We start from the raw sequence: 12,452 nt of genomic DNA on the forward strand, positions 1-12,452 counted from the left end.
ATTTTTTATAGCCTAAACAGAAACAACAAGAGACACACGGTTGTGCATCTCTTGCCTATATTGATAAATCTTATTTCGCCTTGATCACGCCTAATTCGACAACAGCATACGCATCTGCCTGATTAGTCAATTCCACCGGCTCAAGTTTAATATACCTCGCTTTTACCGTTTTACTGAAAGAAACATCCTGACGGATCGGGTTGTTGCGGATATTATTAAACAGTTCGTTCTCTTTCAAACGAATCCATGATTGATTATCTGTGCTGGACAATATGTTGTAACGTTGAATATTCGCGGCAGTTACATGATTCTGAGGGGTATAATAAAATCCGCTTAATTCGGTGATTTCCCCTAAGTCGAGTAAAAGGGCTTCGGTACGGGAAACCGTTACCGGTGCATCCGCTTTACCGTCAATGATCTTATCCGCACCTTCCATAACAGGAGTAAGCAGGGTCCAGCCTGATCTGGAAATCTGACTATATACCGCATCGTCACTTCCTCCTAACGGATATTCCGGTGTATTGTAAATCTCCAGCTTATTGAGGATAGGACAAGCCAACGAATTGGTAATGTTTATTTTGATTCTGTTTGTAGTGACGGAAGGAAAGCGCAGAATGCGTTTATACCCGATTGTTGTTGCTTCGGTCAATAAGTTCCATTCGCTCTTCTCCGTGTTCCAGTATTCCACATTGAAGGCAGCAACGCGCTGTCCTAACGGAATGTATTCCTGCAACAACAAACGATTGAATGTTTTCAAAGTTCCCATAGTCAACTCAACCGAAGCTGTTAAGACCTCATCGTTGGTAGTCCAATAGGAATCATAACTGTCATCAAACAGATTGGTTACCGCATATTGCTCGCTATTACCTCGGGTAGCGGAAGCCGTCAGTGTGCCTTCAGCCAAATTATCCTTAAAGGATTCGTCTATCGCCCTTCTCAACTCCATCAAACGGGTGGAGTCATTGGGGTGAATACGTCCTGTTTTATCCGGTGGAACATTTAACAGTAGGGTAGAATTGCGTCCTACGGAAGTGTAGTAAATATCCATTAGTTTACCTAACGACTTTACCTTATCGTCCGTAGAAGGGCTATAAAACCATCCTGGACGAATAGATGTATTTGTTTCGGCAGGCACCCAATCAGCTCCGTTTATATTCCCCATATTCAACGAATCGGGATTCGGTCCTTTTGCACCGGGTTCGTATCCTTCAATATCCAATCTCGACCAGTTTGTTTCGCCAACATGCCCTTGCTCGTTGCCAACCCAACGGCAACCCGGACCTACATCACTGAAAATTACCGCTTGAGGCTGGTGACTGTAAACCGTGTTGTTGAACAAATCCCAATCGTAAACCTGGTTCTTTCCACCATGACCTTCGCCATTGGCTCCATCAAACCATTGTTCAAAAACCTCACCGTAATTGGTCAACACCTCCGTAAGTGTATTAACGAATATATCGTTGTAGGTCGGCGTTCCGTATGCCGGATGGTTCTGATCCCAGGGTGAGAGGTATACGCCAAACTTCAAACCGTATTCTTTACAAGCGTCGGAAAGTTCTTTCAGCAAGTCGCCTTTCCCGTCTTTCCATGGACTTTCGCGCACAGTGTGTGTACTAAAGTTACTCGGCCATAAGCAAAAACCATCGTGGTGTTTCGCTGTAATTACGATCCCTTTCATACCCGCGGCTTTTGCCACTGCTGCCCATTGACGACAATCTACAGCAGAAGGATTGAACACCTTGGGGTTTTCTTTTCCATTTCCCCACTCCACATCGGTAAACGTGTTCGGACCAAAATGAATAAACATATTGTATTCCATTTTCTGCCAAACCAACTGATGCTCCGAAGGAAGTACTCCAAATGGCGCGGGAGGTGCTACCTGATTATTACAAGATAACAGGAAGCCACATAAAGTGAATGCAGCACCCAAATTGCAGATTTTACTCTTCTTCATTCGCGTTTAAAATTTATGCTAAAAACAATAAAAACCGATCAAATAAACTGAATCAACAACAATCCGAGCAATACCGACGTAGCAGTTGCTATTAATCCGGGTATCATGAATGAATGATTCAACATATATTTACCGATCCGGGTGGTGCCCGTCCGGTCAAAATTGATTGCCGCCACTACCGTTGGATAGTTGGGTATAAAGAAATAGCCGTTTACAGCTGGAAACAGCGCAATCAACATAAAAGGCGAAATACCAAGGGCAATACCTAAAGGTAATAATGCCCGTATAGTGGCCGCCTGACTAAACAAGAGGATAGACATCAGAAACAAAGCAAGCCCAAACAACCAGGGCATTTTCGTAACGGTCTCTTCAATTGAAGCTTTCAATTCGACTATATTTCCCGCAATAAACGTATCTCCCATCCAGGCGATTCCAAAGATCGCGATCACCGCTTGCATTCCGGCCAGAAAGACAGAACCTTGCGCGGCTTTAACAGCATCTGTTTTCGTGATCAGTAAAATAAGCGCAGCAGCCGACAACATAATTATTTCGATGATATAAGCCATACTCAATTGATACGTTTCTCCGTCGGATATATAAACCGGACGTAAACTCTCAAGTGAACCGAATAAAACTATCGCTACGGTAGCCAAAACAAATAACACAACGGCCCATATTGCTTTCCGAAAATGCGCTACGCCTTTGGCTTCGTAATGATCCATTTTAAATTCACCGCTCTCCAATCTTCGCTTAAATTCAGGATCATCACCCAGCTCTTTCCCTACGCGCATCGAATAAAATGCTCCGGTTAAAACACCGGCTAACGTACAAGGAACCGAAATCATCAGAATATTTATCAAGCTGACACCCGTAAAAGACAATAAACTCAACAAGGCTACGGTTGCAGCCGAAATAGGACTGGCGGTTATTGCCTGTTGCGAAGCAATTACGGAAATAGCCAACGGTCGTTCCGGTCTTATTTTAGAGTCGGTAGCCACCTCGGCAATTACCGGAAGCACAGAATAAGCAACATGCCCTGTTCCGGCCAGAAAAGTAAAGGAATAAGTAACCAAAGGACCAAGTATCGTAATCCGTTCAGGATGTTTGCGAAGTAATTTTTCCGCCCATTTCACCATCAGATCCAATCCTCCGGCAGCCTGCATAGCACTGGCAGCGGTAATAACAGAAGCAATCATCAACATCACATCAATAGGTGGCGATGTAGGCTCAAGACCAAAGATAAAAGTGAGGCAAGCCAACCCCAATCCCCCCAGAACACCTAAACCGATCCCTCCCAAGCGAGCTCCGATGACAATTGCGGTTAGAATAAAAAGTAATTGTAAAATCATAAGCTAAAGTTTGCTTAAAGAACTATTTTAAGCACAAAACTACGTATTTTTTTGAGATCATAAGGGAATATAGTATAACAAAGAGGAGCAGTCCGGATTCGCAGGAGCAAAAAGCCTTCGCCCTTATCCACAAAACCATCTAATAATCATTTGTATACCCTTATCACTCAAAGCTTATCGAAGCATCCCATCCCAACACATTGTCACCCTGAGCCTGTCGAAGCATCTCATACCATCTGACTATTAATTAATGTAGCCATTTGCAAAGATCTCTCCACTGCGGTCGAGATGACAGAGAGGGTGGTCGGGTTGAAATTGAGGGTGGTTTATGTTCGTAGGGGCGAAAAATTTTTCGCCCTGATCAACCGTGTTATCAATCGTGCTTTCAACCGCCTATAAACATTGATTTTTTAAGCTAAAAACAGGCCTTGTTTTTCTGTTTTTTAGCGGTTTCCTATACTACTGACAATCAGCGCATTGTAGAGGCCGAAAAACATAAAGGTTATTTTTCGAAAAATAAAGGATATATTTTGAAAAATAAAGGATATCTTTTTTTTTATATAGTATTATGAAAAAAGGCTTCATTTTAATGCTGACTTTTTTGAGCACTAATCCGAAGTTAGAGTAGACAAAAAAACACTGCCAACCAGAAAAAAATAGTTGATCTCTTTCACTATTTAATTACGCCCCATGCAGAGATCTCTCCACTTCGGTCGAGATGACAGGGAGGGTGGTCGGGATGATAGTGAGGGTTGATCCGATTGATATTATATCGCACAGATTTATTTAATCTTTCCCATTTTAATTTCTGATTTCAAAATCTCATACACATACGCTGAACTTTCAATATATAAACCGGTAGCTTCGTCCGAAAGTTTTTCAAATGTTTCTGAGTTATGAAACATGACTATTGCTACAGGCATAGTCATATCATGATCCTCCATCAGATAAGTAATGATATCTTTTGTTATCCCCTCTATTAAATATTGTGCCTTTTTATTCATACGATAATAGTTTTTTATATTAAAGTAGTATAGAACTCACATAAACACTCATATTGGTGTAAACGAGCATTTCATATGTTCGTTTCATAACACATTAAGATATGCCGCAGCTTTCTGCGAACGAAAAAAATATTGAGAAGATATACGCTTGTACCTAAGCCCACTAACTAATGTTGGCAGGTCGATTATCCCATCATCGAAATTACGAAATAATGTAGCTATTGTATCATCGGCTACGGGACCAATAACAATATCGTATTCATGGATAGGATGTACTTGCGTTCTGCTCCGATTGCACATAACAAACAAAGCCCATTCCTCATCAGGATTTTCAAAACATTTGATCGACAAAGAAGAGGTATTGAATGCTGCCTCTTTATCAAATTCAAAAACAGTAACAATTGGTTCTCCACCATAAATTGCTGCTGTACGCCTCGCCATCTGCATAGCCTGCTCCTTTATATCTGTAAGATAGAATCCTTGTCCAAAATCTTTATAAGGTTTGCATCTGGCAAAGTCTACGGTTTTAACAGCAATATTAGAGCCGTGAAAAAGTTTCATAAAATCCCCCCTCCTTGATTATAACAAACACGAGCTAAATCTTGCACACTATCTTCAAATGACAATAAATGCTCCGCTTCGTAATGTTCGGTAAGAAAATCTAATCCTTTATATCGGTTTAAATAATTGCTTGCTTCGCGTACTGTCAGATTATAGGTTTTGGCAAACTCATTTATAACAGCAATAACATAACCAACAACTCGTTTATCAACATTTTTAACACTAACTAACCTAACTGTAGCAGATAAATTCAAAGATTCAAGTACTTTATTGACCGTTTTTATAGTTAGCCCTTTTCCACTTTCTATCTTTGATATTTGAGCCTTACCTACACCGACCTTTGCACCAAGATCCTCTTGTGTCATTCCTCGTCGAAGTCTTTCATCTCGGATCAATACCCCTATTTTATTGATTTGAACATCCATACTTACCTTTTTCACAAAGATAAGTAAGGGTTTCCTACTTTGGAAACTTTAGGCTTGTTTTTTATTCTCTTCTGATATGAAGACGCCGGATAGTTACGATTTGGAAACACTTCGATTCGGCAATAATTACAAAAAAGAGGCGGGCTTTTAGCGGTTTACATCCTTTTTCTTAACTTTGTGTCCCATTAAATGGAAATTTAAACAAATTATATATTAAGGAACTATGTTTGAGAATCTAAGTGATAGGTTAGATAGGTCGTTTAAACTACTAAAAGGTGAAGGTAGGATTACTGAAATCAATGTTGCTGAAACGCTGAAAGATGTACGTAGAGCATTGCTTGACGCTGACGTAAACTACAAGGTGGCAAAGCAATTCACAGATACAGTAAAAGAAAAGGCGCTTGGTCAAAATGTACTTACCGCTGTTAAACCCAGTCAGTTAATGGTTAAGATCGTGCATGACGAATTAGCCGAATTAATGGGGGGAACAGCTGCCGAAATCGACTTGACCGGTTCTCCTGCTATCATCCTTATGTCTGGTTTGCAAGGTTCGGGTAAGACTACTTTTACAGGAAAATTAGCCAATATGCTGAAAACCAAAAAAGGGAGAAAGCCTCTTTTGGTTGCCTGTGATGTGTATCGCCCTGCCGCTATTGAACAGCTTCGTATACTGGGAGAACAAATCGGTGTTCCGGTATACTCCGAACCGGAAAACAAAAACCCGGTGCAGATTGCTCAAAATGCTATTAAGGAAGCAAAAGCCAACGGAAACAACTTAGTTATAGTAGATACCGCCGGACGTTTAGCTATTGACGAACAGATGATGCAGGAAATCGCAGCTATCAAGAATGCGATCGAACCTTCCGAAACTTTGTTTGTCGTTGATGCCATGACCGGGCAAGATGCCGTTAATACAGCTAAAGAATTTAACGATCGCCTGAATTTTGACGGTGTAGTGCTTACCAAATTGGATGGTGACACACGAGGCGGTGCCGCTTTATCTATCCGCACGGTAGTAACCAAGCCGATCAAATTTGTGGGTACGGGCGAAAAAATGGACGCACTGGATGTATTCCACCCGGGACGTATGGCCGACCGTATTTTAGGCATGGGGGATATCGTTTCGTTGGTTGAACGTGCTCAGGAGCAATACGACGAAGAAGAAGCGAAGCGATTACAAAAGAAAATCGCCAAAAACCAGTTTGACTTCAATGACTTTATTGCCCAGATTCACCAGATCAAGAAAATGGGTAACCTGAAGGATCTCGCAGCTATGATACCGGGTGTTGGCAAAGCCTTGAAAAATGTGGATATCGACGACAATGCCTTTAAAAGTATCGAGGCAATAATCTATTCTATGACTCCGGCAGAACGGACAAATCCGGCTATTCTTAACGGTTCGCGCCGCCAACGCATAGCGCAAGGAAGCGGAACAAATGTGCAGGAGGTAAACAGATTAATCAAACAGTTTGATGAAACACGCAAAATGATGCGTATGCTTACAAATGCCAAACCGGGTGCAGGTAAAAAACTTCCTTCGTTCAGGAAATAAGAAAGGATAATAATAATATGGAAAAACAACGACAGACGCAATTATTGGACGGCAAAGCAGTAGCCGCCACAATGAAAGCCGAAATAGCGGCAGAGGTAGAAAAAATCAAAGCTAAAGGTGGTAAAACGCCTCATTTGGCCGCTATATTAGTAGGGCACGACGGAGGCAGCGAAACTTATGTGGCAAGCAAAGTCAGAACCTGCGAAGAAGTCGGGTTTAAATCCAGTTTGATCCGCTACGAAAGTGATGTAACCGAAGAAGAGTTGCTTCGAAAAGTAATGGAGCTAAACAACGATGATGATGTGGATGGCTTTATTGTACAACTTCCCTTGCCTAAGCATATTGCTGAACAAAAAATAATCGAAGCGATCGATTATCGCAAGGACGTGGACGGATTTCATCCTATTAATGTAGGACGTATGTCTATTGGTCTGCCTTGTTTTGTATCTGCCACTCCGGCAGGCATCCTTGAGTTGCTGAAACGATATGAAATAGATACAAAAGGCAAACATTGTGTTGTTTTAGGACGCAGTAATATCGTGGGCAAACCCATGGCAAGCCTGATGATGCAAAAAGCCTATCCGGGAGACTGCACCGTAACGGTTTGTCATAGCCGTTCTGAAAACCTGAAAGAAATGTGCTTGCAGGCGGATATCATAATCGCAGCGTTGGGTGTTCCAGAATTTGTTAAGGCAGACATGGTAAAAGACGGCGTTGTTATTGTTGACGTAGGTACTACACGCGTTCCGAGCGATGCAACAAAAAGCGGCTATAAACTTACGGGAGATGTTAAGTTTAGCGAGGTAGCACCTAAATGCTCTTTTATCACACCGGTACCGGGCGGAGTAGGGCCCATGACTATTATCTCTTTGATGCGAAACACATTGCTTGCCGGCAAAAAAGAAATTTACAAATAAGTGGTGCTTTTTTACGCACGAACTCTTGCAATATAAAATAAAACATCTATCTTTGCACCGTCTTAAAGAGATCACATCAGATATAGGACTAAATGGTGATTGTAGCTCAGTTGGTTAGAGCATTGGATTGTGGTTCCAAGGGTCGTGGGTTCGAATCCCATCATTCACCCCACATAATTAAAAAGCGGTCTTTTACAGGTCGCTTTTTTTTAATACTGGTTGGAAAGTTAAGCGAAAGGATTTATTTAACACATTATTGAACATGAATCTTACAGGGGTCTATGCCATCGGCATGCTTATCATTTCAAATATCTTCATGACTCTTGCCTGGTACGGACATCTAAAGATGAAAGAGATTACCTGGTTTTCCGCTCTTCCGTTATTAGGTATCATTTTAATTAGTTGGGGAATCGCTTTTTTTGAATATTGCTTTCAGGTCCCTGCCAACCGTATCGGATTTCAGCACAACGGAGGTCCGTTCTCACCTATTCAACTTAAGGTTATTCAGGAGGTGATCAGCTTGAGTACTTTTGTTATTTTCTCCTCTTTATTTTTCAGATCGGAAGTCTTGAAATGGAATCACTACCTGGCTTTTTTACTTCTTATACTTGCTGTCTATCTGGTATTTAAAAAGTAAACGGGAAGTAAGCTTTTATTTTGACTTGTTATTTTAATATTATTTCAACATTCATTACCATTCCAAGCCTGCGTTTTTTCTATTTTTTACCTATGTTTGCACACACAAATCATGGTTTGGAGTAAGTTTTTTGTATTTGGTCTTTATTTTTCCAAACTTAACATATTAATATTCATATGGAAATTGTCCAGTTTCTCTTTGATTTTATTCTTCACATCGATGTCCATCTGGCAGAACTTGTTGCCAACTACGGAGTTTGGGTATACGCCATTTTATTTTTGATCATTTTTTGTGAAACAGGTTTGGTAGTAACCCCTTTCCTACCCGGTGATTCGCTTTTGTTTGTAGCCGGAGCTTTAGCCTCTTTAGGCGACAACGATATTAATGTACACCTGATGGTGTTGCTGTTGATAAGTGCTGCGATTTTGGGAGATTTAGTAAATTATTTGATTGGCAAATTCTTTGGAGAGAAGCTTTTCAGTAATCCGGATTCAAAAGTATTCAAACAAAGCTACCTCGATAAAACCCACGATTTTTACGAGAAACATGGCGGAAAAACAATTATTTTAGCCCGTTTTGTACCTATCATCCGAACGTTTGCGCCATTTGTTGCCGGAATGGGAAAAATGTGTTATAAACAATTTGGCCTTTTCAATATTACCGGTGGCATCATCTGGGTTTCATTATTTATGTATGCCGGTTACTTTTTCGGAGGATTAGAAGTGGTGCAAAACAACTTAAAACTACTGATTGTGCTGATAATCGTGGTTTCTATTATCCCCGGAGTTGTTGAAGTTTGGAGAAACAGAAAGAAATAGTTTATTTTGCCATAAACAATAAAACAAATAAGTTATGAAAGGTATTGTATTAGCCGGAGGGTCGGGAACCCGTTTATACCCAATAACGAAAGGAGTATCTAAACAACTTTTACCGGTTTTTGACAAACCGATGATCTATTATCCGATTTCCGTATTAATGTTGGCCGGAATACGGGAAATCCTCATCATTTCAACTCCACATGACTTACCCGGATTCCAGCGATTGCTGGGAGATGGCTCCGATTATGGTGTTCACTTCGAATATGCCGAACAACCATCTCCGGACGGATTGGCACAAGCTTTTATTATAGGGGCTGATTTTATAGGCAACGATTCAGCCTGCTTAGTGCTTGGCGACAATATATTTTACGGTCAAAACTTTTCATCAACGCTAAAAAAAGCGGTAAAAAATGTGGAAGAAGAGGGCAAAGCAACTGTGTTCGGCTATTACGTTAATGATCCCGAACGTTATGGTGTAGCAGAGTTTGATAAGCAGGGGAATGTGCTCAGTATAGAAGAGAAACCGGCAAATCCTAAATCAAACTATGCCGTTGTAGGACTGTATTTCTACCCCAACAAAGTAGTCAACACAGCCCGACAGATAAAACCATCAGCACGTGGCGAGCTGGAAATAACAACCGTTAATCAGGAGTTCCTGAAGGATAATGAACTCAAGGTGGAAGTGCTGGGACGAGGCTTTGCCTGGTTAGACACAGGCACACACGATTCTCTTTCTGAAGCATCCACATTCATTGAGGTCATTGAAAAAAGACAAGGGTTAAAAATCGCTTGTCTTGAAGAGATCGCGTACAATAAAGGATGGATTGATGACAGTAAACTAGAAGAGGTCGCTTCCGTTATGGCAAAAAATCAATACGGACAGTATCTGATGCGATTTCTCAAAAAATAAGTTTGATGAATAAAGAAAGTAAAATATTTGTTGCCGGACATCGCGGACTGGTGGGTTCCGCTATTTTGAAAAACCTGAAAGAAAAAGGTTTTCAGAATTTTGTACTTAAAACGCATGCAGAACTGGATCTGACAAATCAGGATGCGGTGAATCGTTTTTTTGCTGAAGAAAAACCGGAATACATCTTTCTTTCCGCGGCTCATGTAGGTGGCATCATGGCAAACAATACCTACCGGGGAGATTTCATTTACCGTAATTTAATGATTCAAAACAATGTTATCCATGCTTCTTATGTAAATAACGCAAAGAAACTTCTTTTCTTAGGAAGCACTTGTATTTACCCAAGGGAAGCTCCGCAACCAATGAATGAAGCTTGTTTGCTAACATCTCCTCTTGAGTACACCAATGAACCGTACGCGATAGCAAAGATAGCAGGCATCAAACTGTGTGAGAGTTATAATCTGCAATACGGAACAAACTTTATCGCAGTTATGCCTACAAACCTATACGGACCTAATGACAATTTCAATCTGGAAACATCTCATGTACTTCCTGCTATTATCAGAAAGATGCATTTGGCTCATTGCTTAAAGTCCGGGCATAAGGACGCACTAAGGAAAGACCTGAACGCACGTCCCGTAGAAGGTGTTAACGGAAATGCATCCGACAATGACATTAATGCTTTACTCAGTAAATACGGTATAACGGAAAATCACATGGAACTATGGGGAACCGGAAAGCCTATGCGCGAATTCTTATGGAGCGAGGAAATGGCAGATGCCTGTGTTTTTGTTATGCAGAAAATAGACTTCAAAGACTTAGTTTCTTCAGAAAAAGAAATCAGAAACACCCATATAAATATAGGTACAGGTAAAGAAATTTCCATAAAAGATGTTGCTTTATTGGTTCAAAGAGCAATCGGATATGAGGGGAAATTGATTTTCAACACCGATAAACCCGATGGAACATTACGCAAACTTACGGATGTATCTAAATTGAACGCACTGGGCTGGAAGCACTCTATAGAGATTGAAGAAGGTGTAGAACGTCTTTACAAATGGTATATAGAAAGTATTTCTCAACAATAAAATAACATATATAATGGGAAAAGTGGCATTAATAACCGGTATAACAGGTCAGGACGGAGCTTATCTGGCAGAATATTTAATTAAAAAAGGGTATACTGTTCACGGCATCAAAAGAAGATCCTCGATGTTTAATACAGAAAGAATTGACCATTTATATCAGGATCCGCATATAGAAAACAGAAATCTGATTTTACATTACGGTGATCTGACCGATAGTCTGAATCTGACTCGTATAATAGGAGAAACACAACCGGATGAAATTTACAATCTGGCAGCGATGAGTCATGTAAAAGTAAGTTTCGACACACCGGAATACACGGCAAACGCAGATGGTTTAGGCGTATTAAGAATCCTCGAAGCTGTACGCTTGCTTAATCTGACATCAAAAACCCGCATATATCAAGCATCTACATCTGAACTATATGGCTTGGTGCAGGAAGTACCTCAAAAAGAGACAACGCCTTTTTATCCAAGAAGTCCTTATGCCGTAGCCAAACTTTATGGGTATTGGATTACTGTAAACTACCGTGAAGCTTACAAGATGCACGCCTCAAATGGAATTCTATTCAATCATGAATCCCCATTAAGAGGAGAAACATTTGTAACACGCAAGGTAACACGCGCAGTTTCCCGAATTGCTTTGGGAATGCAGGATAATCTATTCATGGGTAACCTTTCATCCAAACGAGACTGGGGGCATGCCAAAGATTACATCAAGGCGATGTATTTGATTCTACAACAAGACCAGCCGGATGATTACGTCATAGCAACAGGACAAACAACAACTATCCGTGATTTTATCACTATGTCTTTCGAAGAGATAGGCTTAGGTATAGAGTTTATAAACAAAGGAGTTGACGAAACAGCTATTTTAAGAGAAGTAAACGAAAAAACATTTAAAGAGAAGGTCGGTGATAATTACTTAGAAGAAATTACCCGTAAAATCGGCAAATTACTTGTTGGAGTTGACCCGCAATACTTCCGTCCTACTGAAGTCGAACTGCTGATCGGTGATGCAAGCAAAGCAAAAAGACAACTTGGATGGGAACCCAAGTATGACCTAAAAGCCCTTGTTTCTGATATGATATCTTCGGATTTAAAGCTTATGAAAAAAGAGTTTTTTCTTAAAAGCGGAGGATATCAAGTACTTAACTATTTCGAATGAGGTAAACTTTTTAGGTTTTTTGTTTGTTTTAATATAAAAAAGAGTTAATTTTGCTACGTTTTAAATGTAGTA

At 40.5% G+C, this 12,452-nt stretch carries 12 protein-coding genes and 1 tRNA gene; 8 read left to right on the plus strand and 5 right to left on the minus strand.

The genetic code is table 11. The annotated features are described in order from the left end of the window. Nucleotides 1-70: 70 nt before the first annotated feature. The 5 genes from B9Y81_RS04010 to B9Y81_RS04030 all read right to left on the minus strand — a co-directional run bounded on the left by B9Y81_RS04010 (nucleotide 71) and on the right by B9Y81_RS04030 (nucleotide 5,293). Nucleotides 71-1,954 carry an alpha-L-fucosidase gene (locus B9Y81_RS04010; RefSeq protein WP_085535709.1) on the minus strand — a complete coding sequence of 628 codons (1,884 nt, stop codon included), beginning with the start codon at nucleotides 1,952-1,954 and terminating at the stop codon, nucleotides 71-73. A 38-nt stretch (nucleotides 1,955-1,992) separates the two neighbouring features. After that, nucleotides 1,993-3,303: an anaerobic C4-dicarboxylate transporter family protein gene (locus B9Y81_RS04015; protein WP_085535710.1), complete on the minus strand. Its 1,311-nt coding sequence runs from the start codon at nucleotides 3,301-3,303 to the stop codon at nucleotides 1,993-1,995. A 782-nt stretch (nucleotides 3,304-4,085) separates the two neighbouring features. Beyond that, nucleotides 4,086-4,307 carry a hypothetical protein gene (locus B9Y81_RS04020; protein WP_085535711.1) on the minus strand — a complete coding sequence of 74 codons (222 nt, stop codon included), beginning with the start codon at nucleotides 4,305-4,307 and terminating at the stop codon, nucleotides 4,086-4,088. Nucleotides 4,308-4,391: 84 nt separating this feature from the next. Further along, nucleotides 4,392-4,868 (minus strand): DUF3990 domain-containing protein, encoded by a 477-nt coding sequence (locus tag B9Y81_RS04025; protein ID WP_085535712.1) that lies wholly within the window; start codon nucleotides 4,866-4,868, stop codon nucleotides 4,392-4,394. Continuing rightward, nucleotides 4,865-5,293 carry a DUF3791 domain-containing protein gene (locus B9Y81_RS04030; protein WP_085535713.1) on the minus strand — a complete coding sequence of 143 codons (429 nt, stop codon included), beginning with the start codon at nucleotides 5,291-5,293 and terminating at the stop codon, nucleotides 4,865-4,867. Before B9Y81_RS04030 ends, B9Y81_RS04025 begins: the two co-directional genes overlap by 4 nt. Nucleotides 5,294-5,516: 223 nt before the next feature. On the opposite strand from B9Y81_RS04030, the gene ffh reads away from it, so the two are divergent. The 8 genes from ffh (at nucleotide 5,517) to gmd (ending at nucleotide 12,380) form a co-directional block, all read left to right on the plus strand. Continuing rightward, nucleotides 5,517-6,845 (plus strand): signal recognition particle protein, encoded by a 1,329-nt coding sequence (ffh, locus tag B9Y81_RS04035; protein WP_085535714.1) that lies wholly within the window; start codon nucleotides 5,517-5,519, stop codon nucleotides 6,843-6,845. A gap of 17 nt (nucleotides 6,846-6,862) precedes the next feature. Continuing rightward, complete coding sequence (gene folD / locus B9Y81_RS04040; protein ID WP_085535715.1) at nucleotides 6,863-7,762, plus strand: bifunctional methylenetetrahydrofolate dehydrogenase/methenyltetrahydrofolate cyclohydrolase FolD; 900 nt, start codon at nucleotides 6,863-6,865, stop codon at nucleotides 7,760-7,762. 95 nt (nucleotides 7,763-7,857) lie between these two features. Then, nucleotides 7,858-7,934, plus strand: a tRNA-His gene (locus B9Y81_RS04045). A 90-nt stretch (nucleotides 7,935-8,024) separates the two neighbouring features. Beyond that, entirely contained in the window at nucleotides 8,025-8,399 is a 375-nt protein-coding gene (locus B9Y81_RS04050; RefSeq protein ID WP_085535716.1) for a DMT family protein, read from the plus strand. A gap of 176 nt (nucleotides 8,400-8,575) precedes the next feature. Continuing rightward, a complete protein-coding gene (locus tag B9Y81_RS04055) occupies nucleotides 8,576-9,217 on the plus strand; it encodes a DedA family protein (RefSeq protein WP_085535717.1) in 642 nt (213 codons plus the stop codon). A 34-nt stretch (nucleotides 9,218-9,251) separates the two neighbouring features. Next, nucleotides 9,252-10,127, plus strand: coding sequence for a glucose-1-phosphate thymidylyltransferase RfbA (rfbA, locus tag B9Y81_RS04060; protein ID WP_085535718.1), 876 nt, complete (start codon nucleotides 9,252-9,254; stop codon nucleotides 10,125-10,127). 5 nt (nucleotides 10,128-10,132) lie between these two features. Beyond that, nucleotides 10,133-11,215 carry a GDP-L-fucose synthase family protein gene (locus B9Y81_RS04065; RefSeq protein ID WP_085535719.1) on the plus strand — a complete coding sequence of 361 codons (1,083 nt, stop codon included), beginning with the start codon at nucleotides 10,133-10,135 and terminating at the stop codon, nucleotides 11,213-11,215. 13 nt (nucleotides 11,216-11,228) lie between these two features. Further along, nucleotides 11,229-12,380 (plus strand): GDP-mannose 4,6-dehydratase, encoded by a 1,152-nt coding sequence (gene gmd, locus B9Y81_RS04070; protein WP_085535720.1) that lies wholly within the window; start codon nucleotides 11,229-11,231, stop codon nucleotides 12,378-12,380. Nucleotides 12,381-12,452 lie beyond the last annotated feature (72 nt).

Origin of the sequence: Massilibacteroides vaginae (assembly GCF_900178525.1) — a bacterium.
Lineage (GTDB): Bacteria > Bacteroidota > Bacteroidia > Bacteroidales > Tannerellaceae > Massilibacteroides > Massilibacteroides vaginae.